Annotated in this window: 22 protein-coding genes and 1 tRNA gene; 8 read left to right on the plus strand and 15 right to left on the minus strand. The window is 64.0% G+C overall.

Annotated elements, in window-relative coordinates; translation table 11 throughout:
- Nucleotides 1-367: 367 nt before the first annotated feature.
- The 5 genes from PAA8504_RS01235 to pdxH form a co-directional block, all read right to left on the minus strand.
- Complete coding sequence (locus tag PAA8504_RS01235; RefSeq protein WP_108892349.1) at nucleotides 368-3,979, minus strand: vitamin B12-dependent ribonucleotide reductase; 3,612 nt, start codon at nucleotides 3,977-3,979, stop codon at nucleotides 368-370.
- A gap of 353 nt (nucleotides 3,980-4,332) precedes the next feature.
- Nucleotides 4,333-4,409, minus strand: a tRNA-Pro gene (locus PAA8504_RS01240).
- Between the two features lie 63 nt (nucleotides 4,410-4,472).
- A complete protein-coding gene (locus PAA8504_RS01245) occupies nucleotides 4,473-4,859 on the minus strand; it encodes a DUF192 domain-containing protein (protein ID WP_306419510.1) in 387 nt (128 codons plus the stop codon).
- Between the two features lie 62 nt (nucleotides 4,860-4,921).
- Complete coding sequence (locus PAA8504_RS01250; RefSeq protein WP_245897477.1) at nucleotides 4,922-5,575, minus strand: cold-shock protein; 654 nt, start codon at nucleotides 5,573-5,575, stop codon at nucleotides 4,922-4,924.
- A gap of 87 nt (nucleotides 5,576-5,662) precedes the next feature.
- The gene (gene pdxH / locus PAA8504_RS01255; protein WP_108892351.1) at nucleotides 5,663-6,268 is read right to left on the minus strand and encodes a pyridoxamine 5'-phosphate oxidase; all 606 of its coding nucleotides are present in this window, start codon (nucleotides 6,266-6,268) and stop codon (nucleotides 5,663-5,665) included.
- Nucleotides 6,269-6,352: 84 nt separating this feature from the next.
- On the opposite strand from pdxH, the gene fabI reads away from it, so the two are divergent.
- The 4 genes from fabI to gpt are packed head-to-tail and all read left to right on the plus strand — an operon-like array spanning nucleotide 6,353 to nucleotide 8,926.
- Nucleotides 6,353-7,156, plus strand: coding sequence for an enoyl-ACP reductase FabI (gene fabI, locus PAA8504_RS01260; protein ID WP_108892352.1), 804 nt, complete (start codon nucleotides 6,353-6,355; stop codon nucleotides 7,154-7,156).
- Between the two features lie 4 nt (nucleotides 7,157-7,160).
- Entirely contained in the window at nucleotides 7,161-7,772 is a 612-nt protein-coding gene (locus PAA8504_RS01265) for a LysE family translocator (protein WP_108892353.1), read from the plus strand.
- Nucleotides 7,769-8,383, plus strand: coding sequence for a LysE family translocator (locus PAA8504_RS01270; RefSeq protein WP_108892354.1), 615 nt, complete (start codon nucleotides 7,769-7,771; stop codon nucleotides 8,381-8,383). The genes PAA8504_RS01265 and PAA8504_RS01270 overlap by 4 nt, the downstream gene beginning before the upstream one ends.
- 21 nt (nucleotides 8,384-8,404) lie before the next feature.
- Nucleotides 8,405-8,926 carry a xanthine phosphoribosyltransferase gene (gene gpt, locus PAA8504_RS01275; protein ID WP_108892355.1) on the plus strand — a complete coding sequence of 174 codons (522 nt, stop codon included), beginning with the start codon at nucleotides 8,405-8,407 and terminating at the stop codon, nucleotides 8,924-8,926.
- A gap of 64 nt (nucleotides 8,927-8,990) precedes the next feature.
- Here gpt and PAA8504_RS01280 read toward each other — a convergent pair whose 3' ends face one another.
- The 9 genes from PAA8504_RS01280 to PAA8504_RS01320 form a co-directional block, all read right to left on the minus strand.
- The gene (locus PAA8504_RS01280) at nucleotides 8,991-9,449 is read right to left on the minus strand and encodes a host attachment family protein (protein WP_108892356.1); all 459 of its coding nucleotides are present in this window, start codon (nucleotides 9,447-9,449) and stop codon (nucleotides 8,991-8,993) included.
- Nucleotide 9,450: 1 nt separating this feature from the next.
- The gene (locus tag PAA8504_RS01285) at nucleotides 9,451-9,699 is read right to left on the minus strand and encodes a hypothetical protein (RefSeq protein ID WP_108892357.1); all 249 of its coding nucleotides are present in this window, start codon (nucleotides 9,697-9,699) and stop codon (nucleotides 9,451-9,453) included.
- A 62-nt stretch (nucleotides 9,700-9,761) separates the two neighbouring features.
- Nucleotides 9,762-10,070: a hypothetical protein gene (locus tag PAA8504_RS01290; protein WP_108892358.1), complete on the minus strand. Its 309-nt coding sequence runs from the start codon at nucleotides 10,068-10,070 to the stop codon at nucleotides 9,762-9,764.
- 59 nt (nucleotides 10,071-10,129) lie between these two features.
- A complete protein-coding gene (locus PAA8504_RS01295) occupies nucleotides 10,130-10,729 on the minus strand; it encodes a superoxide dismutase (protein WP_108892359.1) in 600 nt (199 codons plus the stop codon).
- A 91-nt stretch (nucleotides 10,730-10,820) separates the two neighbouring features.
- Nucleotides 10,821-11,390, minus strand: coding sequence for a sarcosine oxidase subunit gamma (locus PAA8504_RS01300; protein ID WP_245897478.1), 570 nt, complete (start codon nucleotides 11,388-11,390; stop codon nucleotides 10,821-10,823).
- 4 nt (nucleotides 11,391-11,394) lie between these two features.
- Nucleotides 11,395-14,349, minus strand: a complete 2,955-nt coding sequence (locus PAA8504_RS01305; RefSeq protein WP_108892361.1) for a sarcosine oxidase subunit alpha family protein — start codon at nucleotides 14,347-14,349, stop codon at nucleotides 11,395-11,397.
- On the minus strand, nucleotides 14,346-14,684 hold the full coding sequence (locus PAA8504_RS01310) for a sarcosine oxidase subunit delta (protein WP_108892362.1): 339 nt from the start codon (nucleotides 14,682-14,684) through the stop codon (nucleotides 14,346-14,348). The genes PAA8504_RS01305 and PAA8504_RS01310 overlap by 4 nt, the downstream gene beginning before the upstream one ends.
- Nucleotides 14,684-15,418, minus strand: coding sequence for a hypothetical protein (locus PAA8504_RS01315; protein ID WP_108892363.1), 735 nt, complete (start codon nucleotides 15,416-15,418; stop codon nucleotides 14,684-14,686). The genes PAA8504_RS01310 and PAA8504_RS01315 overlap by 1 nt, the downstream gene beginning before the upstream one ends.
- Nucleotides 15,415-16,659 (minus strand): sarcosine oxidase subunit beta family protein, encoded by a 1,245-nt coding sequence (locus PAA8504_RS01320; RefSeq protein ID WP_108892364.1) that lies wholly within the window; start codon nucleotides 16,657-16,659, stop codon nucleotides 15,415-15,417. Before PAA8504_RS01320 ends, PAA8504_RS01315 begins: the two co-directional genes overlap by 4 nt.
- A 174-nt stretch (nucleotides 16,660-16,833) precedes the next feature.
- Here PAA8504_RS01320 and ccmI point away from each other — a divergent pair, with 174 nt between their 5' ends.
- The 3 genes from ccmI to PAA8504_RS01335 all read left to right on the plus strand — a co-directional run bounded on the left by ccmI (nucleotide 16,834) and on the right by PAA8504_RS01335 (nucleotide 18,861).
- Nucleotides 16,834-18,048, plus strand: coding sequence for a c-type cytochrome biogenesis protein CcmI (gene ccmI, locus PAA8504_RS01325; protein WP_108892365.1), 1,215 nt, complete (start codon nucleotides 16,834-16,836; stop codon nucleotides 18,046-18,048).
- A 103-nt stretch (nucleotides 18,049-18,151) separates the two neighbouring features.
- Complete coding sequence (gene ruvX / locus PAA8504_RS01330; protein WP_108892366.1) at nucleotides 18,152-18,616, plus strand: Holliday junction resolvase RuvX; 465 nt, start codon at nucleotides 18,152-18,154, stop codon at nucleotides 18,614-18,616.
- An 8-nt stretch (nucleotides 18,617-18,624) separates the two neighbouring features.
- The gene (locus PAA8504_RS01335; RefSeq protein WP_108892367.1) at nucleotides 18,625-18,861 is read left to right on the plus strand and encodes a DUF1289 domain-containing protein; all 237 of its coding nucleotides are present in this window, start codon (nucleotides 18,625-18,627) and stop codon (nucleotides 18,859-18,861) included.
- A 3-nt stretch (nucleotides 18,862-18,864) separates the two neighbouring features.
- On the opposite strand, the gene dusA is transcribed toward PAA8504_RS01335, so the two are convergent.
- On the minus strand, nucleotides 18,865-19,815 hold the full coding sequence (dusA, locus tag PAA8504_RS01340) for a tRNA dihydrouridine(20/20a) synthase DusA (protein WP_245897507.1): 951 nt from the start codon (nucleotides 19,813-19,815) through the stop codon (nucleotides 18,865-18,867).
- 21 nt (nucleotides 19,816-19,836) lie between these two features.
- Here dusA and PAA8504_RS01345 point away from each other — a divergent pair, with 21 nt between their 5' ends.
- Nucleotides 19,837-21,057, plus strand: coding sequence for a site-specific integrase (locus tag PAA8504_RS01345; RefSeq protein WP_245897479.1), 1,221 nt, complete (start codon nucleotides 19,837-19,839; stop codon nucleotides 21,055-21,057).
- The last annotated feature ends 77 nt before the right edge of the window (nucleotides 21,058-21,134 follow it).

Consider the following 21,134-nt stretch of genomic DNA (forward strand, 5'->3'; position numbering starts at 1 on the left):
CCAATTAAAAAACTTCGATTACTTCTTGTTCGGCCTTTGGGTCAGGGCCGAAGCGGCAGCGGACATTGCTGCTTTTGAAGATCGAGGGTTAGATAACACTTTGGACGCTGCCGAGGCGGCCTTCGCGCCTATAACTTCACCATTGGTCTTCCTAGCCACAAAGTTCTCCTTTGGGTTATCCACCCTTTATCCCCATGATCGAGATTAGCTGTGGACGGTCAGAAGCGCCGTATTGGTAAGCGCTCAAGTTCACCTAAGCCTTTTCAGCGTCCGCAATATTCCTTCGAAAGCTTCGCCTCAAGTTGCGCTATCAGCTTGAGGCTTGCGGGGGCCGGTGCTGGAACACCGGTCCCCAACCTTCAATCTCTCAGCTACACCCGGACGTCCCGCCGCAGGTGTTGCACTTCATGCAGGTGCCGTTGCGGACCAGCGTGTAGTTGCCGCATTCGCCGCAGGGATCGCCCTCGTAACCCTGCATCTTCGCCTTGCTGCGGGCATCCGCCACCGGCGCGGGCGTGTCCACGGTCTGGACGGCCACCGCGTCGGACTGGCTGACCGTCACGGTCTCGGACTTGTGGCCCTGCAAGATGACCAGCTCTTTCGGGGCGCGGCCGCGCAGATAGCCGGTGGAGGCCACCTGACGCAGCACGTCCAGCGGGGACGAACCGCCGCTGTCGGGCAGGTCGCGGAAGTTGCGCTTGCCCTCTTCCTCGCCCCGCCCAAGGTCGTCGAAGGCCTGACCTTCGGGCTTCACATGGGCAAGGTCGCTGCGGTCCAAGTACGACACGGCCAGTTCGCGGAAGATGTAGTCGAGGATCGAGGTCGCGTTCTTGATCGCCTCGTTGCCCTGCACCATGCCCGCGGGTTCGAAGCGGGTGAAGGTGAAGGCGTCCACGAACTCTTCCAGCGGCACGCCATATTGCAGGCCCACCGACACCGCGATGGCGAAGTTGTTCATCATCGCGCGGAAGCCGGCGCCTTCCTTATGCATGTCGATGAAGATCTCGCCCAGGCGACCGTCGCGGTATTCGCCGGTGCGCAGATAGACCTTGTGGCCGCCGACGATGGCCTTCTGGGTATAGCCGCGGCGGCGTTCGGGCATCTTCTCGCGACCCTTGGCGACCTCTTTCAGGACGATCTTCTCGATCACCTTCTCGGCCAGGACCTGCGCCTTTTCGTGCGAGGACCCGGAGGCGAGGATTTCCTCTGCCTCGTCGTCATCCTCGATCAGGGCGGAGGCCAGTGGCTGCGACAGCTTCGAGCCGTCTCGATACAGCGCGTTGGCCTTGGTCCCCAGCGACCACGACAGTTCGTAGGCGCGCTGGCAATCCTCGACCGTGGCGGTGTTGGGCATGTTGATCGTCTTCGAGATCGCGCCCGAGATGAAGCTTTGCGCCGCCGCCATCATGTGGATGTGGCTGCCGACCGACAGGTAGCGCTTGCCCAGCTTGCCGCAGGCGTTGGCGCAGTCGAACACGTGATAGTGCTTGGGGTCCAGGTGCGGGGCCCCTTCCAGGGTCATGGTCCCGCAGACATGGGCGTTGGCGGCCTCGATCTCCTTGCGGGTGAAGCCCAGGTGACGCAGCAGGTCGAAGCTGGGATCGTTCAGCTTGGCCGCCGGGATGCCCAGCGTGCCGGTGCAGAACGCCTCGCCCAAGGTCCACTGGTTGAAGACGAAGCGGATGTCGAAGGCCGAGGGAAGCGCGGCCTCGATCTTGCGGATCTCCTCGTCGCCGAAGCCGTGGCCGATCAGGGCCGAATGGGTGATCCCCGGTGCGTTGCCAAGGCTGCCGTGGCCGACGGCATAGGCCACGATCTCCTCGACCTGGGCAGAGGTATAGCCCAGGTTCTCCAGCGCGGCGGGGACAGAGCGGTTGATGATCTTGAAGTAGCCGCCACCCGCGAGCTTCTTGAACTTCACCAGGGCGAAGTCCGGCTCGATCCCGGTGGTGTCGCAATCCATGACCAGGCCGATGGTGCCCGTGGGGGCGATCACGCTGACCTGCGCGTTGCGATAACCGTGGCGTTCACCCAGACGCAGCGCCTCGTTCCAGCTTTGCACGGCCATCTCAACCAGCTGCTGGTCGGGGCAGTTCGCGTGGTCGAGGGCGACAGGCTTGACCGCCAGCCCCTCGTAGCCGTCGGTCTGCCCCATGGCGGCCGTGCGGTGATTGCGGATGACCCGCAGCATGTGGCTGGCGTTTTTCTCGTAGCCCGGGAAGGCACCCAGCTCGCCCGCCATCTCGGCCGAGGTGGCATAGCTGACGCCCGTCATCAGCGCGGTCAGCGCACCGCAGAGCGACCGGCCCTCGTCGCTGTCGTAGCCGATTCCGAGGGTCATAAGAAGGCCGCCGATATTGGCATAGCCCAGACCCAGCGTCCGGAAGTCATAGCTGCGTTGCGCGATCTCCTTCGAGGGGAACTGCGCCATCATCACGCTGATCTCGAGCGTGACGGTCCACAGGCGCGTGGCGTGCATGTAGTCCTGGGCCTGGAACTGGCCGTCCTTGAGGAAGGTCAGCAGGTTCATGGAGGCCAGGTTACAGGCCGTGTCGTCGAGGAACATGTATTCCGAGCACGGGTTCGAGCCGCGGATCGGGCCGTCCTCGGGGCAGGTGTGCCACGCGTTGACAGTGTCGTGGAACTGGATGCCGGGATCGGCACAGGCCCAGGCGGCATGGCCCACCTGATCCCAAAGGTCGCGGGCCTTGATCGTCTTGGCGACGCCACCGTCCGTGCGGCGGATCAGCTCCCAATCGGCATCGTCCTTGACGGCCTTCAGGAACGCGTCGGTCACGCGGATCGAGTTGTTCGAGTTCTGCCCGGAGACCGAGCTGTAGGCTTCGGAATCCCAGTCGGTGTCGTAGGTCGGGAACTCGATCGAGGTGTAGCCCTGCCGCGCATAGTCGAGGACGCGCTTGATATAGGTTTCCGGGATGGCGACGGATTTCGCGGATTTCACGGCTGCCTTCAGGCCAGCGTTCACCGTGGGATCGCAGGCGTGCTGGATGTCGCCCTCATAGGCGGCGATGGCGGCGAAGATCGCGTTCAGCTCACGCTCGTGCAGCTTCGAGCCGGCCACGAGGGAGGCGACCTTCTGCTCTTCGATGACCTTCCAGTTGATGAAGTTCTCGATATCGGGGTGGTCGGCGTCGCAGATCACCATCTTGGCCGCGCGGCGCGTGGTGCCGCCCGACTTGATCGCGCCCGCCGCGCGGTCGCCGATCTTGAGGAATCCCATCAGGCCCGACGACTTGCCGCCGCCCGACAACGGCTCGCCCTCGCCGCGCAGCTGGCTGAAGTTGGATCCGGTGCCCGAGCCGTACTTGAACAGCCGTGCCTCGCGGACCCACAGATCCATGATGCCGCCGTCGTTCACCAGGTCGTCCGAGACGGACTGGATGAAGCAGGCGTGGGGCTGGGGATGCTCGTAGGCGCTGTCGGACTTGGTCAGCTTGGCCGTTTCCGGGTCGACGTAGAAATGGCCCTGACTGGGGCCGTCGATGCCGTACGCCCAGTGAAGGCCGGTGTTGAACCATTGCGGGCTGTTCGGTGCGGCCATCTGGGTGGCCAGCATGAAGCGCATCTCGTCGAAATAGGCTCGGGCGTCTTCTTCAGAGGTGAAGTAGCCGCCCTTCCAGCCCCAGTAGGCCCAGGCGCCGGCAAGACGATTGAAGACCTGCTTGGCGCTGGTCTCGCCCACTTTCTCGCACTGACCGTCGGGGACCGAGCGCCACAGGAACTCGGGCACGCCTTTTTCCTTCACGCGCTTGAGCTTGGCGGGCACGCCGGCCTTGCGGAAGTATTTCTGGGCGATGACGTCGCTGGCGACCTGGCTCCAGATGCGGGGGACTTCGACCTGATCGTTACGGAAGACCACGGTACCGTCGGGATTGCGAATCTCGCTGACCGTCGTGGTGAAGGCGAGATCGGCATAGGCGTCCTGCCCGGCCTTGGTAAACTTGCGATCGATCTTCATCTGCGTGCCCTTAACATCAATTGAGTGGCTCCGGTGCCGCGTGGGGACCGGAGGGGGCCGTCTGCTTCGGCCCGAACTCGGCTACAAGATATGGTGTTGCACCCTTGGTGCGCCCACAAAATAGAAGCGCAATCGCGGCCATCGTCAACAATCTCTTTAGACTTGACGGCGAATTTCCGGACCTGCCCGGGGGCAGATTTCCGAACACACTGATTTTTAGGGGTTTCCCGCTTGGGTTGCGAATCGGCGCTGGGGGCGGAGTACGAAAAAGATGCGGCAGATGCACACCATGTGGGCGGAAAGCTCCACAAGATATCAACATCTGGGCACGAAAGCTGTGGGTATCTTTTTGATGGTCGGGGCGAGAGGATTCGAACCTCCGACCCTCTGCTCCCAAAGCAGATGCGCTACCAGGCTGCGCTACACCCCGACTGGGGCCTTCCTATCGCGCGACGGATCGGATGGGAAGGGCGACCATCACCGCCCGGTTCGCTTACTCCGCGCAGGGCCAAGCCGCGAGGCTTTGTGGGAGGCTCGGATGGCGCAGCACAGTCCCCTCGTCGATGCCAAGCCGGGCGGCCATACCGCCATTGATTTCGAGCACCGCGCGCACCGAATCCCCGCCGGGGATCGGCGTCTCGTCCAGGGGAACGGCGTTCTCGTGGATGCGGGTGACGGTTCCGGTCTGATCAAGGAACAGCATGTCGAGGGGGATCAGGGTGTTGCGCATCCAGAAACTGGCCGGTTGGGAGCGTTCATAGATGAACAGCATCCCCTCCATCGTCGGCATGTCCTCGACGAACATCAGGCCCTGGGCACGTTCGGCGGGGTCATCGGCAACCTCTACCGCAAACCGCGCCCTGCCCCAGTCGCCCCGCATCTCGACACTCGTGTCTGCGCAGTCGGCCCATGCAGGAACCGCACCGAGCAAGAGGAAAAGCGCTACTCGGCCGCTTCCTTGGTATCCCATGATGGCACCAGTTCAATGTTGCTGCGGTCGTCATCCGCCGCGCGGGGCGCGCCGGTATCCGCAACAGCAGTTTCCCAGAGGAGAACCTGCGTTGCAAGCCGCCCCCGCGCGCCTTCGGCAACCCGAATGGCGATCGCCTCGCCCGGTTGAAGATCGGCCAGTGCGGACCGACGCAGAACCTCGACATGAATGAACACGTCGTCAGCCAGGCCGAAGACATTCGCAAACCCGAATCCCTTGGACCGATCGAACCACTTCACGCGCGCCGGCTCGAGATCTCCTCCGACGACATCCTCGTCGAACGGAAGCGCACGCATGCCATCCTCGTCGCCACCAATCTCGGGCGGCAGAATCTCCAGGACCTCCTGGGCCTGTATCCCGCGATCCGTCTCGATCACGCGGATACGGATACGGCTGCCGTCGGCGACGCTGTTCTGCCCGTAATTGCGCAGCACGTTGGCGTGCAGAAGGATGTCGCGCGGAACGCTCGATACAACGACGAAGCCGTAGCCCTTCGCAGTATCGAACCACTTCACCTGACCGGTAAAGACTTGGTGCGTGTCTTCATCCTTGTCGAACATGTATCCCCTGGCCAGGCTTTCTTCACCCGCTTTGCCGTATCCCATTTTTTCGCCTCGGCTTCGGAACCGATCCAGACATCCAACGTTTCACGCGTTGGATCCGGTCGCACAATACCCATAAGGCATAGGCGGCTACGGAGAAAGTCTTTTTACATCCCATTCACGCGATCCACCTGAGTGTGTCCAGATTTCCCGGTCATGCAACCGGTGCGCTCCGTCTTGCCAGAACTCGATGGACACGGGCGTCAGGCGGAACCCGCCCCAGAACGGTGGGCGCGGCGGAGCATCTCCGAAGCGATCCCTCATCTGCTCGACCTGCGCCTCTAGGGTTGCGCGATCCTTCAAGGGGCGAGACTGCCGGGACGCCCACGCGCCCAAGCGAGATCCCAGGTCGCGCGAGGCGTAATAGGCATCCGCCTGCGGACCGTCCTCGCGCCGGACCGACCCGCGCACGCGGACCTGACGGCGCAGGGACTTCCAGTGCAGCGCGAAGGCCGCCTTGCCGGATTGCGTCAGCTCGACACCCTTGGTGCTGTCGTAGTTCGTATAGAAAACAAAGGCGTCTTCCTCGATCTCTTTCAGAAGGACGATCCTGACATTCGGCATCCCGTCCGGATCGACCGTCGCCAGCGAGATGGCGTTGGGATCGTTCGCCTCACTGATCTCGGCCTCGGACAGCCACGCGCGGATCAGGTCGAACGGGTCATTCGCGCCGAAGATGCTGGTGGTGGAAGTCATGCGGTGCCCCCTGCACGTCTTGATGGTCTTGCGACTATCCCCTAAAGCCTCCGGACGGATAATGGAATTGATGGGGCGGATACCATGGCGGGATTGATGGCGGGCAAACGCGGCCTGATCATGGGGTTGGCCAACGACAAGTCCATCGCCTGGGGCATCGCCAAGGCCCTGGCCGACCAAGGGGCCGAACTTTGCTTCTCGTACCAGGGCGACGCGTTGAAGAAGCGGGTCGTGCCTCTGGCCGAAAGCTTGGGCTCGGACTTCATGGTCGAGTGCAACGTGGCCGACATGGACAGCCTCGACAGCTTGTTCGAAGCGGTCAAGGACCGCTGGGGCAAGCTGGACTTCGTGGTTCACGCCATCGGGTTCTCGGACAAGTCGGAACTGCGCGGCCGCTACGTCGACACCAGCCGCGAGAACTTCCGGATGAGCCTGGATATTTCGTGCTATTCCTTTACGGCCGTCATGCAGCGCGCCGAGAAACTGATGACCGACGGCGGATCGGCCCTGACGCTGACCTATTACGGCGCCGAGAAAGTGATGCCGCATTACAACGTGATGGGCGTCGCCAAGGCCGCGCTGGAGGCATCGGTGCGCTATATGGCCGAGGATCTGGGCCGCGACGGCATCCGCGTGAACGCGATCAGCGCGGGTACGATCAAGACGCTGGCCGCTTCGGGCATTGGCGACTTCCGCTACATCATGAAGTGGAACGAGTACAACTCGCCCCTGCGCCGCACCGTCACGCAGGAAGAGGTTGGCAAGTCGGCCCTGTACCTGCTGTCCGATCTGGGCAGCGCGGTCACCGGCGAGGTTCTGCACGTCGATTCCGGGTATCACGTCGTCGGCATGAAGAACCCCGACGCACCGGACATCACCCGGGACTGAGGGGGTGGAGGGCGCGCACCTCCTCGCGTTCAACGCGACCCTTCTGGCGGCGATCCTGTCGCCCGGCCCTGCCCTGATCTACGCGCTGCGAGTTTCGATCGTCGAAGGGCGCATGGCCGGCATGCTGACGGGCGCGGGCCTTGGCCTGGTCGCCGCGATGTGGACGGGCCTTGCGCTTCTGGGCCTCGACCAGGTGTTCGCGGCCGTGCCTTGGGCTTACGGAGCGCTGAAGATCGGCGGTGCGCTGTATCTTCTGTGGATTGCGGCGCAGACTTGGCGCGATGCGAAGGAGCCCATCGGTCCGCTGGCGCGGCCGGTCCGTCCGGGGCGGTTCGTGCTTCACGGCGCGCTCATCAACTTGGCGAACCCGAAATCGGTCCTGTTCGCTGCGGCCGTGCTGCTGGTGATCTTTCCGGCGGACCTGAGGGGGGCCGAGATGGCGTTGATCGTCGGCAATCATCTGGCGGTCGAGGTCGCGTTCTACGCAATTCTGGCCACAGTTCTGTCGCGCCCGGCGGCCCGATCCGCATATTTGGGGGCGAAACCGCTGCTCGACCGCATCGCAGGCGCGGTTCTGGCTGTCCTTGGCCTGAAGCTGCTGTTCACCCGCGCATGAGCATCGCCGCGATCATCGGCGTGGCCATCGCGCATCTTCTGGCAGCGATCTCTCCGGGGCCGTCCTTCGTGTTGTCGATCCGCACCGCCGCGTCCGAGGGGTTTCGTCCCGCGGCCGGTCTGGCAATGGGGTTCGGGCTGGGCGCCATGATCTGGGCGTTCGCGGCACTTGCCGGTCTGGCGCTGTTGTTCGAGATCGTGCCGCCCCTGTTCCTGGTGCTGAAGATCGGTGGCGGGCTTTTCCTTCTTTGGCTGGCGTACAAGATGTGGGCCCATGCAGATGACCCGATGCCCACAGTGGCCCCGGATGCGCCCCCGCGCGGACTGATCTCGGCCATCCGGCTGGGCACGCTGACGCAGCTGGCCAACCCAAAGCCCGCGATTTTCTTTGGCGCGGTCTTCGTCGGCCTCGTCCCGCCCGAGGCCAGCTGGACAGTCAAATCCCTGATCCTGTTCAATATCCTGTGGGTCGAAACGCTGTGGTACCTGGTCACCGCACGCGCCTTTTCGTTGCCGAAACCCCGGGCGGCCTACGGCGCGGCGAAAGGATGGCTGGACCGTGGGATGGGCACAATACTGGGCGGGCTCGGCCTCAAGGTTGCGCTGGGCTGATACGAGGAAAGGAACGCTGCCATGACCGATCGACTGCCCCATGAAAAGGGGTTCCACGTCAGCTGGGACCAGTTGCACCGGGATGCCCGCGCGCTGGCGTGGCGCCTGGACGGGCTGGGCCCCGAAGGCGACGCCGGGGACCGCGGGGGCGGCTGGCGCGCGGTCGTGGCCATCACGCGCGGCGGCATGGCGCCCGCGATGATCGTGGCCCGCGAACTCGACATTCGTGTCGTGGATACGATCAGCGTCAAAAGCTACGACCACCAGTCGCAGACCGAGGCGCGCGTGCTGAAAAGCCCCGACACCGAGATGATGGGCGACGGTACCGGCATCCTGATCGTCGACGATCTGGTGGATTCGGGTCGCACGTTGGAAATCGTACGGGCGCAGTTCCCGATGGCCCATTTCGCCACGGTATACGCCAAGCCAAAAGGCCGGCCGCAGGTGGATACCTACATCACCGAAGTCAGTCAGGACACGTGGATCTTTTTCCCCTGGGACATGGGGTTGCAATACGTGCCCCCCTATCGTGGAACGGATTGAGCCACGAAAAAGGGCGCGTCACGGCGCGCCCTTTCAAACTTGACACTGATGAACGGAGCATCGGCTAGGCCGCGTCCAGCTCATCTTTCAGGATCTTCTCGATATCGTCGAGATTGTGGTTCGTCAGGGTCTTCGGGACCTCGGCGACCACCTTGTGCTCGACCTCCTGATGCATCTTGGATCGCAGTTCACCCAACACACCGGGGGACGCGACCAGCACGATATCCTTGAACGCCCCCTTGTGGGCCTTCTTGTACAGCATATCGGCCAGATCATCGGCAAAGCGATCCTTCGCCAGCTGGTGCCAGTCCGTGTCCTCGACGGCCGAGCGATGCACGCTTGGGCCGTCATTGAACCGCCCGCGCCGGTTGGCGGATTGGGCGTGGTCGGGCGGGTTCTCTTGCTCTTCCTTGCTCAGAACGGTCAGATATGGGTTTTCGTGATCGGTCTGGTTTTCCAGGATCAACGCCTTCTCGCCGTCCGCGATCAGGACCCATGTTCCTTTTGTCAGTCGTGCGCTCATCTCAGCTGCCCTTCCCGTCTTCGTCGCCCGTGCCGTGAAGACCGCCAAGGTTGCCTTCGCCCTTCTCGTCCTGCTTCGTGACGCGGGTCGCACCTTCACCGTGCTCGGTCTGCCGGCGCTCGTCCCGCGTCCCGACCGAGCGTTCCAGCTCGCCCTGCGCGCGGCCCGAATGACCGGGCGTGCCAACCTTGTCGTCGACATATTGTTCGGTTTCGCTCGTGCCGTCCTTGGATCGCTTGCGTTCGGCCATTGGGAGGCTCCTGTTTATCGTTGAACTCTGAAAATCAACGAGCGGCCCCGGGTCGCGGTTCCTCAAGCCTGGTTGCGTGCGCGGTCCAGAAGCCAGGTCAGCGCGGCAGGTTCCCCGACCCTCGCCTTGGTGCCGGCTACGGTCATGACGACGGGAACCTCGTCCTCGATCCGTTCCCAAAGCCACTCGGCGGCCGTCTCGGTCCGGACATCTTCGGTCAAGACAAGGCTCAGCGTCAGGCGATATCCACTCTCCGTGCCCAGGCTGGTCTGCATGTCGACCGCTTGGCAAGCGACCCCGGCCGGCGTGCGCATTGGCGCGCGCAGGATCGCGGCTGTTTCGGCGTCGATGTCGTCCAGAATGACCAGCATGGCACCCCCAAAAGAAAAAAAGCCCCGCCGAAGCGGGGCCTTGCGTTCAGTTCCTCAAGTCACATGCGCGATGCGACAGCTTCCCAATTCACCAGCTTGTCGAGGAAGTTCGACAAGTAGGCAGGGCGCTTGTTGCGGAAGTCGATATAATACGAATGCTCCCACACGTCGCAGCCTAGAAGCGCGGTCTGGTCGAAGCATAGCGGGTTCACGCCGTTCTCGGTCGAGGTGACCTTGAGGCCGCCGGTGGAGTCCTTGACCAGCCAGACCCAGCCCGAGCCGAACTGGCCGCCGCCCTTGGTCGCGAACTCTTCCTTGAACGCATCGACCGAGCCGAAGCTGTCGGCCAGCGCGCTTTCGACTTCGGACGGCATCTTGCTGTCGCCGGGCGTCATCCACTCCCAGAACTGGACGTGGTTCCAGTATTGCGAGGCGTTGTTGAACAGCCCCGACTGGGCAACCGCGCCCTTGTCGTAGGTGCCCTTGACGATCTCTTCAATCGACTTGCCCTCCCACTCGGAGCCCTTGACCATGTCGGCGGTCTTGTCGGCATAGGCCTTGTGGTGGATGTCGTGGTGGTATTCCAGCGTCTCGCGGCTCATGCCCTTGTCGGCCAGCGCGTCGTGGGCATAGGGTAGATCGGGAAGTTCGAATGCCATGTCGGAGGTCCTCCGTTCGGATAAGAATGTCTCGCGGGCGGAATGCCACGTTGATCACGCGGCCTTCGCTCACTTGTGACACGACATAGGCCTAATGGGGCGCGCGAAAACCCTGGAACGCACCGACTTCGCCGCCTTTTCTGCTGCTGATCGCCAGGACGTCGAACGCATAGCGCCCGACTGACCGGAAGCAGAGGACATGCGCGGTCCGCTCGTCGGACAGCCAAACGGCGGCCGGGATCTGCGACAGCCGCGTGCGGCGGAAGGTGCCGGGGGTCATCGTCGCCATGTCGATCGGCGTGACCTTCGCCAGAACCTCGCGCACCCCTGCGCCCTCTAGCCGGATCGCCGCGCGCATATCGCTGACGTCGAGCGCAAGGTGATGCGCGTCCCCCAGGGCCTCGGACAACTGCGACAGGGTTCCTGCCGCGGCATCGGGCGATGTCAGCAGCAAAAGCTCGTCCGGGGACATCCAGGCCACAGCACCCCGGTCGCCCGTCGCGATGGCCAGCGGATCGGGCACCCCGCAGCCGATCGCGGCCTGCAAGGCGTCGCGCAGGCTGCTGCTGTCCAGATCGCCCCTCAGCTGGATCATGCCCCGGGGTTCGTCTTCGGAAACGGTGACATACCCGGCGAAGCTGTCACCCTGCAGCGCGGTCATCGGTTCAGACATCCTGCTTGGTCCCTTCCTTGTCGTAGAAGACCGGATCGACGATCCGCGCCTTGTACACCCGACCGTCGGTTCCCGGGAACTCCAGCACCTCGCCCATGCGGTCCGGGCCGTTCAGGACAAGGCCCATCGCGATGCCGTGCCCCAGCGTGGGCGAATGGTAGGTCGAGGTCACGCGGCCCTGGGTGTTGCGCTGACCGTTGGCGTTCGTTCCCTCGGCGACCGCATAGGCCCCGTCGGGCAGCTTGCCGCCATCCAGGGTCTGCAAGCCCACCAACGTCCAGCGCTTCGGATCGGTCATGTGGATCCGTTCCTGCCCGCGCTTGCCGATGAAATCCTCCTTCTTCTTCGAGATCGCCCACTGCATGTTCAGATCCTGCGGGATCACCGTGCCGTCGCTTTCGTCGCCGATCATGATGAAGCCCTTCTCGGCCCGCAGGACGTGCAAACCTTCGGTGCCGTAAGGGGTTACGCCAAATTCTTCACCTGCCGAAAGAAGTTTTTCCCACAACTCGCGGCCGCGATTGGCTGGCACGGCGACCTCGAAGCTCAGCTCGCCGGAGAACGAGATGCGGAAGACCCGCGCCGGGATGCCGGCGATCTGCCCATCGGCCCAGTCCATAAAGGCCATGGCCTCTTTCGAGACATCCATGCCCCCCAGCTTCTCCAGCGTTTTCCGCGCGTTGGGGCCCACAACCGCGATCTGGGCCCACTGCTCGGTCACGTTCGAGGTATAGACCTTCATGTCCCACCATTCGGTCTGCAGCCATTCTTCCATATGGGCGTGGATGCGGTCCGCACCGCCGGTCGTGGTGTGGCACAGGAAGGTATCGTCGCTCAGCCGCGCGACGACGCCGTCATCCATGAGGAACCCGTTTTCCGAGCACATCAGGCCATACCGACAGCGCCCGACCTTCAGGGTCGACATCATGTTGGTATAGAGCAGATCCATGAACCGACCGGCATCCGGCCCCTTCACGATGATCTTCCCCAGCGTGGAAGCGTCAAGCAAACCAAGGCTTTCGCGGGCGTTCTTTACTTCGCGGTTCACCGCCGCCTCGCGATCCTCACCCTCTTTCAGATAGGTATAGGGGCGGCGCCAGTGGCCCACGGGCTCCCAATCGGCGCCGTTCGCCTCGTGCCAGTCGTGGATCGGCGTGCGGCGCAGGGGCTGGAAAATCTTGCCCCGCGCCTCGCCCGCGATGGCGCCCATACTGATGGGCACGTAAGGGGGGCGGAAAGTCGTGGTGCCGACTTGCGGAATGGGACTGCCAACCTCGCCCGCAAGGACTGCCAGGCCGTTGATGTTGCTTAGTTTCCCTTGATCCGTCGCCATGCCTAGCGTGGTATATCGCTTGGCATGCTCGACGCTGACGAAGCCCTCGCGCGCTGCCAGTTGCACGTCAGAGACCTTCACGTCGTTCTGGTAATCGAGGAACATCTTCGACCGCAGCTCAGGGCCCGCGCCGGTGGGCATGATCCAGACGGGGCGCATGGCATGTTCATTCAGCGTCACCTGCCCCAGCACCCCGGACTCCGACAAGGTCAGATCGCCCGCTGCGGCGCCGACGGCGGCGACCATGCCCTTGCCATCGGCCCCCAACGGCGGGCGGTCGGGGTCGGGGTAGAAGAACGCGCGCTCCTCGTCCCACAGCAGCTTGCCGCCGCAATGGGACCACAGGTGCGGCACGGGCGACCACCCGCCCGACATTGCCACGGCCGCGCAGCGCAGCGTGCGGGTCGGCGTCCCATCGCCGTCGATGTCGCAGACCTTCACCTCGGACACCTTCTTCCCGCCAAGCGCCTTGATCCCCGACGCGGTCAGGATCTCGATCCCGGCGTCGCGGACGCGGGCGGCCAGCGGGCCCTTCACCTCGGGGCGCGCATCGACCACGGCGGGCACCTCGACGCCGGCGCCGTGCAGCGCCAGCGCGGTGCGGTACGCGTCGTCGTTGTTCGTCACCACGACTACACGCTTGCCGGGCGAGACGGCATAGTCGCACACGTAATCGCGCACGGCCGAGGCCAGCATCACCCCGGGAATGTCGTTGCCCGCGAAGGGCAGCGGACGTTCGATCGCGCCGGTGGCGGTGACGATCAGCCCGGTCCGGATCCGCCACAGGCGATGGCGCGGCGCATCGGCGCCGGGGCGGTCGTCGGTGACCCATTCATAAGCCGTGAGGTACCCGTGGTCATACACGCCCGAGCCTTGCAGGTTCAGCCGCAGGGTCACGTTCTCCATCGCGGCAAGCTCGGCGATCCGATCCTCGACCCAAGCCTCGGGCGACTGCCCGCCAAGCTCGATCCCGTCGATCCCGGCATCGGTGATCGTACGTCCTCCCCAGACGCGGTCCTGCTCCATCAGCAGGACGCGCTTGCCCTCGCGTGCGGCGTTCAGCGCCGCTTCGATCCCGGCGACGCCGCCGCCGACCACGGCCACGTCACAGTGAAAGTGGAAATGCTCGTAGCGGTCTGCATCCTCGCCCTCGGGCGGGCGGCCCAGACCGGCGGATTGACGGATGAAGGGCTCGTAGACCGATTTCCAGAACGACGCGGGCCATAGGAACGTCTTGTAATAGAAGCCCGCCGGCAGGAACCGCGACAGCTTGGCGTTCACCGCGCCGATGTCGTTCTCTAGCGTCGGGAACCGGTTTTGCGACACGGCGGTCATGCCCTCGTGCAGCACGGCGGCGGTCGCGCGCTGGTTCGGCTCGAACCGGCTGCCCTGCCCGATGCCGACCAGCGCGTTCGGCTCTTCGTGCCCGGCCGAGACGGGGCCGCGGGGGCGGTGATACTTGAACGACCGGCCCATCAGGACCTGCCCGCCCGCCATCAGCGCCGAGGCGAGCGTATCGCCCTGCACCCCCTCGCGGGCCTTGCCGTCGAAGGTGAAGTTCAGGCGGCGTGACCGGGTCAGGCGGCGCCCGCCGGTGGGAAGACGGTGGCTCATGTGCGGTCTCCGTAGCTGCGCCACGACCAGCCCGGGTGGGCTTCGCTGATGCGGTCGAGGATCTCCTGCGGGGGTTCGACGGTCTGGGCGGGATAGGTGCCGAAGACTTGCATCGTCACGGTGTGGCGCGCGGCGTGAAACCACTTGCCGCAGCCCGCCGCATGGCGCCACCGTTCGAAATGCGGGCCCTTGGGGTTCTCGCGCATGAACAGGTAGGTCTCGAAGTCGACGTCTTCCGACCCGGGGCCATGGCGCGTCAGGTGCGCCTCGCCGCCGGCGGTCAGCTCGGTTTCGTCACAAGTCGCGCCGCAATAGGGGCAATCGAGGATTAGCATCAACGCGGCTCCTTAATCTCGAGTTCATTTGCCGGGAACTTATCCCCGTACGCCTTCCGACCATGCTCAATATAGTCTCGGACAATATCTACGATCTTTACTCGATCCTCGTCCAAAGACGCTATGACATCAGAAATAAGCAAGTTCATTCTGCCGATTTTAATTTCAGCCTTCTTCGCATTCACCCCCTTCAGCTCTGCGCCTGCAATCTCTCCGTCGACCTTTAGAGCGATTTCATCAAGAGAAATCATAAAATTATCGTAATCATTCTTGAGATCATTATACTTATTAACGAAATGTAAATCGTTTCTGATGCGTCGCTGGATTTCAGATATATCTTGAATTAAGTCGTTAGAATGACCCACCAAGAAACGCATCTCATCTTGTTCAAGAAAAACAACAGTGTCTGGCGCCCCTACAATTTGGCGGATAAACAAGGCTGGCTCGTTAATTTCTTCATTACCTTGCGCTCGACGAAACTCACTATCAAGGTGTCTCGCTAGGTTCTCGACTGCATTCAGGTCATTCATCAACTTCTGAAGACCACGGTAGGCCGCCCAAGCGGCAGCAGCTTCAGTCTCTTGAAGCTTCTTCTTGCGTTCGAGGTGATGATTGATGCTGAGAACAATCAAGGCTCCGAACAGAGAAAGTAAGCCACCGATCGCTGCGCCGATAAACGCACTTGATACAGCAATTTGAGACGCCTCTTCCAGAGAAGTCCACCAGTCTATCAATGCGCCACCCCGGCTGCCACGGATTCGTCGATGAAGCGGCCTTGGCGGAAGCGGTCCATGCTGAATGCCTCGGCCAGCGGGCTGTGCCCCTTGGCCATCAGTTCCGCGAAGGCCCAGCCCGATCCCGGCGTCGCCTTGAAGCCGCCCGTGCCCCAGCCGCAGTTGATGAATATACCCTCCACCGGCGTCTTCGACAGGATGGGCGACCGATCGCCGGTCATGTCCACGATCCCGCCCCATTGCCGCAACATCTTCAAACGGCTGATCATCGGGAAGGTCTCGACCAAGGCGCGGACCGTTTCCTCGATATGGTGGAAGCTGCCGCGCTGGGTATAGGCGTTATAGCTGTCGGTGCCGCCGCCGATCACCATCTCGCCCTTGTCGGACTGGCTCATGTATCCGTGGACGGTGTTGGCCATCACCACGATGTCCATGCAGGGCTTGATCGGTTCCGACACAAGCGCCTGCAGCGGCACCGATTCGACCGGCAGGCGGAAGCCCGACATCTCGGCCAGGCGGCCCGAGTGGCCCGCGACCACGATCCCCAGCTTGCCGCAGTCGATATGCCCGCGCGTGGTGTCGACGCCGGTCGCCTTGTCGCCGTCACGGATGACGCCGGTGACCTCGCACTGTTCGATGATGTCCATGCCCATGTCCGAGCACGCCCGCGCATAGCCCCAGGCCACGGCATCGTGGCGCGCAGTACCGGCCCGGGGCTGCCACAAACCGCCAAGAACCGGATAACGCGGCCCCTCGATATTCAGGATCGGACAGATCTCCTTGACCTCGCGGGCGGACAGAAAGCGCGTGTCGACGCCCTGCAGCTTGTTGGCGTGAGCCGTGCGGAGATAGCCGCGGACCTCGTGCTCGGTCTGGGCGAGCATCAGTACGCCGCGAGGCGAATACATGACGTTGTAGTTCAGGTCCTGGCTCATCGTCTCGTAGAGGCTGCGCGATTTCTCGTACAGCGCGGCCGACGGGTCCTGCAGGTAGTTCGAGCGGATGATCGTCGTGTTGCGGCCCGTGTTACCGCCGCCCAGCCAGCCTTTCTCCAGCACCGCGACATTGGTGATGCCGTGGTTCTTGCCCAGCCAGTACGCCGTCGCCAGACCATGCCCCCCCGCGCCCACGATCACGACGTCGTAACGGCGCTTGGGGGACGCCGCTTTCCAGGCGCGGCCCCAGCCGGTGTGGTGGCGAAGGGCCTCACGGGCGATGGCGAATGCGGAATAGCGTCTCATGGGCGTCCCCTGTGGCCTTTGGCCGGTCATAGGCCCGGGCGGGGCCCACTAGATGCGTGGCAGCGTCATCTTCAACCGTTTTTGCGACATGGCGCCTGCGGCAGCCTGTCCCGCCGCCTTTCCCCCGAGGCCGGTTGCGGCTAGACGAAGGGGCGCCCGGACCAAGGAGGGGACATGCTGTTCTGGATCGCTGCCATTGTGATTGCCGCGCTCGGCGCGCTGCCGATCATCGGCGCCGTGTTGCGTGGCGCCGGGGACGCGTCCGGCCGCACTGACATGGCGATCTACCGCGACCAGCTGGCCGAGGTCGAACGTGACCTGGCCCGCGGCACCCTGACCGAGGCCGAGGCCGAGCAGACCCGCGCCGAGGTCGCACGCCGCCTGCTCGACGCCGACCGCCGCCAGGCCCCGACGACGGCGCTCGCACCACGGACCGCGCGGATCGTGGCCGCGGCGACTGTCGCGCTTGCGGTCATGGCGGGCGGCGTCGCGCTTTACATCACCCAGGGCGCTCCGGGCTATCCCGATTTGCCCCTGCGCACCCGCCTTGCGCAGGCTGAGGACCAGCGCGCCAACCGTCCCAACCAGGCCCAGGCCGAAGCCGAGGCGCTGTCGTCCCTACCCGAGCCGCTGACACCCGAGCCCGAGTTCGCCGCCCTGCTGGACCGGCTGCGCCGCACGATGGAGGAACGCCCCGACGATTCTGAAGGCTGGACGCTTCTTGCCCGGAACGAGGCGCGGATCGGCGATTTCCGCGCGGCCGCCCGTGCCCAGGAACGGGCGGTCGCGTTGCTGGGCGAAGACGCTGCCTCCGCCGACATCGCCCTTCTGGGCGAGTTCATGGTCCTGGCCGCGGGCGGGTTCGTGTCACCGCAGGCCGAGTCGCGGTTCGACGCCGCCTTGGCGCGTGATCCAAACAACGGCCGCGCACTTTATTTCAAGGGCCTGACACTGGCGCAGACCGGCCGCCCGGACCGGGCCTTCGGCATCTGGCGTGCCCTGCTCGAAGCCACGCCCGGCGATGCGCCGTGGAACGGCCCGATCCGCGCGCAAATCGGCCAGGTCGCCGCCCGCGCCGGGATCGATTACGTCCCACCCGGCCCCGACGCCGCCCCCGGCCCAACAGCCGAAGACATGGAAAACGCGGCCGGCATGACCCCCGAAGCGCGGGAAGAGATGATCCGTGGCATGGTCGAAGGGCTGAGCCAGCGCCTCGCCACCGAAGGCGGCCCAGCCCCGGACTGGGCGCGCCTGATTTCGGCGCTCGGGGTCCTGGGTCAGACCGATCGTGCGGCGGCCATCGCCGACGAGGCGCGGCAGGTCTTCGCCAACCAGCCCGACGATGTTGCCCTGATCGAGGACGCAGCGGCCGCTGCCAGTGCCGAATGACCGCATCAACCTGCCCCCAGCCCTTCACCCTTGGACAAATACCCTCGGGGGGGACCGCGTCAGCGGTCGGGGGGCCGACGGCCCTCCTCGACAAGGCCACCCCATGATCCACGACCAAATCGAAGACTTTGCCGCCGCCCTGCCCCCGATGTCGGCCTTGATGGGCCTCGACCTCGGCACCAAGACCATCGGCGTTGCCGTCTCGGACCGAATGCGCTCCATCGCGTCCCCGCTCGAAGTGGTGCGCCGCAAGAAGTTCACCTTGGACGCCGCGCGTCTGGCCGAGATCGCAAAGGGCCGCGAGATTGGCGGCATCGTTCTAGGCCTGCCGCGCAACATGGACGGGTCCGAGGGGCCGCGCGCCCAATCCACCCGCGCCTTTGCGCGCAATCTGAAGGGCCCGCTTGACCTGCCGATCTGCTTCTGGGACGAACGGCTTTCGACGATGGCGGCGGAACGCGCGCTTCTGGAGGCCGATACCAGCCGTGCCCGCCGGGCAGGCGTCATCGACCAGGTCGCGGCCGCCTACATCCTGCAAGGCGCGCTCGACCGCCTGACACGACTTTGAGGACGCGCATGGAAGATGAGACGACAACGGCGCCGCCGATCGAAACCCCCTGCATCAACGTCTGTGTGATCCACCCGGCCGCCCGGCTCTGCACGGGATGCCTGCGCACCATGGACGAGATTACGTCCTGGCGCAAAATGACTCCCGCCGAACGCAGCCGTATCATGGCCGAACTCCCCGGCCGGCAGGGCCAACTGCACCAGCGCCGCGGCGGCCGGGCCCGCAACGCCGGCCAGCGCGACTGAGGGTCAGGCCGCCCGCGCCTGCTCCACGGCCCCCATCGCGTCGCGCAGAAGCCCGGCATCGGCCCCGGTCCGATGCGCCCCTTCGCTCAAGATGCGGCGCCACTGACGCGCCCCGGGCAGCCCGGCGAACAAGCCCAGCATGTGACGCGACACCTGATGCAGGCGTCCGCCCCCGGCGATATGACGTTCGACATACGGGATCATCGCTTCCACCGCCTCGGACCGGGTCAAGGGCGGCGCGGAAGACCCGAATATCCGGCGATCCGCGTCGAGCAGGATATCGGCGGGCCGGTGATAGGCGGCGCGTCCCACCATCACGCCATCCATGACGGTCAACTGGTCTTCGACTTCGTCCAGCGTCTCGATCCCGCCATTGATCGTCAGTTGAAGCCCGGGAAACGCGGGTTTCATGCGGTGAACCAGCGCATAGTCCAGCGGCGGGACCGTGCGGTTCTCCTTCGGACTGAGGCCTTGCAGCCATGCCTTCCGGGCGTGGATTGTCACGTCCTTCACACCCGCCGCGGCGATCTTTGACAGAAAATCGGGCAGCACGATTTCAGGGTCCTGATCGTCCACCCCGATCCGGCATTTCACGCTGACCGGTCGTGACTGGGCATGGATCATCTCGGCTACGGCCTCGGCGACCAAATCCGGCGACCGCATCAGGACCGCACCGAAGGTGCCGGACTGCACCCGATCCGACGGGCATCCGCAATTGAGGTCGATCCTGTCGTACCCCGCTTCCGCGCCCATCTTCGCAGCCGCCGCAAGCTCTTTCGCGTCCGACCCGCCAAGCTGCAGAGCGACCGGATGCTCGCAATCATCGAACGCCAGAAGATGCCGCGCCCCGCCCCGGACCAGAGCGGGCGCGGTAACCATCTCGGTGTAGAGCAATGTATGCCGCGACAAAATCCGGTGGAACACGCGGCAATGCGTGTCCGTCCAGTCCATCATCGGCGCAATAGACAATCTAGCATGTTGTTTTATTTGCATTTTTTGTGTATCTTCAAAATGTTGATGCCGGTTGCCCCTACGCCAGACTACGCCTCGATATCCGGCAATCCGACCCTCTACGACGACTCAGTGCACACGGAGCGCACACGCCAGATGGCCACCATAAACAAACTCCCGTCGGGTGCCTACCGCGTCCAGATCCGGCGCAAGGGGCGCTATGCAAGCGAGACGTTCTTGCGCCGCGACGACGCCCATCGTTGGGCTCGGCAGGCGGAAACTCGGGTGGATCAGGGTCTTGCGCCCAACAAGTCGTCGGTCTCTCGTCTGACCACGTTCGGCGATCTCGTCGACCTTCATATCGCCGACATGTGCGCCGTCGGAAAGCCGCCGTTGCGGAGCAAGGCAGCGACGCTTGCAGCGCTGAAAGCGCAACTCGGACACTCCAAAATTGGCCACCTAGATCGTCAAACACTGATCGACTTCGGACGGTGCCGCGCGGCCACTGGGGCAGGACCTGTCACGCTCAGCATCGACATCGGGACGATCCGCATGATCCTGACCCATGCGGCCGCCGTCCATGGCCTCGACATTTCCCCGGAGCCGGTCGATCTCGCGCGCGTTGCCCTGAAGCGTTTGGGACTGGTCGGCAAGGGCAAGGAGCGGGACCGAAGACCGACACAGGATGAATTGATGCGCCTCGCGCGGTTCTTCGACTCCATCGAACGCCTGACCATCCCCATGACGCGCATCGTCGAATTCGCCGTCGCAACGGCAATGCGGCTCGACGAAATTTGCCGGGTCGAATGGAAGGATCTCGATCCCGAAAAACGAATGCTATTGATCCGGGATCGAAAGGATCCTCGAAACAAGGATGGAAACGACCAACGTATCCCTCTGTTCGCAGCGAACGGATATGATGCGTGGGCAATCGTCTGTGCCCAAGCGCCAAGGTCTGGAAGGATCAGCGGCCGGATTTTTCCCCACAATCCCAAGTCGGTCGGCACTGCCTTCCGGCGAGCCTGCCGTGCTCTTGAGATCAAAGACCTGCATTTTCACGACTTGCGCCACGAAGGAACGAGCCGCCTTTTCGAAGCTGGCTTCGCCATTGAGCAGGTGGCGCTGGTGACCGGCCACAAGGATTGGAAGATGCTACGGCGATATACCCATCTGAAACCCGACGACCTTCATGCTCTCGCCGCCTCGAATTCCCGGGGTCCTGCGTTGAGATTGGCGGCTGAATAGAGACAGGGGCCTGCGGCTGTCGCCGTGACGGGTCTGGAGGTCGGGAGAGTTCCTCGCGGCCGCCCGTCACGGAGAAC

This window comes from Palleronia abyssalis (assembly GCF_900302445.1).
Classification (GTDB): Bacteria; Pseudomonadota; Alphaproteobacteria; order Rhodobacterales; family Rhodobacteraceae; genus Palleronia; species Palleronia abyssalis.

Excerpts from the sequence above, each read along its gene's own strand:
- PAA8504_RS01345 (WP_245897479.1), top strand. The coding sequence starts at position 19,837 with ATGTTGTTTTATTTGCATTTTTTGTGTATCTTCAAAATGTTGATGCCG.
- PAA8504_RS01235 (WP_108892349.1), bottom strand. The coding sequence starts at position 3,979 with ATGAAGATCGATCGCAAGTTTACCAAGGCCGGGCAGGACGCCTATGCC.
- PAA8504_RS01305 (WP_108892361.1), bottom strand. The coding sequence starts at position 14,349 with ATGAGCCACCGTCTTCCCACCGGCGGGCGCCGCCTGACCCGGTCACGC.
- ruvX (WP_108892366.1), top strand. The coding sequence starts at position 18,152 with ATGATCCACGACCAAATCGAAGACTTTGCCGCCGCCCTGCCCCCGATG.
- PAA8504_RS01300 (WP_245897478.1), bottom strand. The coding sequence starts at position 11,390 with ATGACCGCGCTGCAGGGTGACAGCTTCGCCGGGTATGTCACCGTTTCC.
- pdxH (WP_108892351.1), bottom strand. The coding sequence starts at position 6,268 with ATGACTTCCACCACCAGCATCTTCGGCGCGAATGACCCGTTCGACCTG.
- PAA8504_RS01320 (WP_108892364.1), bottom strand. The coding sequence starts at position 16,659 with ATGAGACGCTATTCCGCATTCGCCATCGCCCGTGAGGCCCTTCGCCAC.
- PAA8504_RS01285 (WP_108892357.1), bottom strand. The coding sequence starts at position 9,699 with ATGGCCGAACGCAAGCGATCCAAGGACGGCACGAGCGAAACCGAACAA.
- ccmI (WP_108892365.1), top strand. The coding sequence starts at position 16,834 with ATGCTGTTCTGGATCGCTGCCATTGTGATTGCCGCGCTCGGCGCGCTG.
- PAA8504_RS01245 (WP_306419510.1), bottom strand. The coding sequence starts at position 4,859 with ATGCGGGGCGACTGGGGCAGGGCGCGGTTTGCGGTAGAGGTTGCCGAT.
- fabI (WP_108892352.1), top strand. The coding sequence starts at position 6,353 with ATGGCGGGATTGATGGCGGGCAAACGCGGCCTGATCATGGGGTTGGCC.
- dusA (WP_245897507.1), bottom strand. The coding sequence starts at position 19,815 with ATGATGGACTGGACGGACACGCATTGCCGCGTGTTCCACCGGATTTTG.
- PAA8504_RS01335 (WP_108892367.1), top strand. The coding sequence starts at position 18,625 with ATGGAAGATGAGACGACAACGGCGCCGCCGATCGAAACCCCCTGCATC.
- PAA8504_RS01280 (WP_108892356.1), bottom strand. The coding sequence starts at position 9,449 with ATGAGCGCACGACTGACAAAAGGAACATGGGTCCTGATCGCGGACGGC.
- PAA8504_RS01270 (WP_108892354.1), top strand. The coding sequence starts at position 7,769 with ATGAGCATCGCCGCGATCATCGGCGTGGCCATCGCGCATCTTCTGGCA.
- PAA8504_RS01295 (WP_108892359.1), bottom strand. The coding sequence starts at position 10,729 with ATGGCATTCGAACTTCCCGATCTACCCTATGCCCACGACGCGCTGGCC.
- PAA8504_RS01310 (WP_108892362.1), bottom strand. The coding sequence starts at position 14,684 with ATGCTAATCCTCGATTGCCCCTATTGCGGCGCGACTTGTGACGAAACC.
- PAA8504_RS01250 (WP_245897477.1), bottom strand. The coding sequence starts at position 5,575 with ATGGGATACGGCAAAGCGGGTGAAGAAAGCCTGGCCAGGGGATACATG.
- PAA8504_RS01290 (WP_108892358.1), bottom strand. The coding sequence starts at position 10,070 with ATGCTGGTCATTCTGGACGACATCGACGCCGAAACAGCCGCGATCCTG.
- gpt (WP_108892355.1), top strand. The coding sequence starts at position 8,405 with ATGACCGATCGACTGCCCCATGAAAAGGGGTTCCACGTCAGCTGGGAC.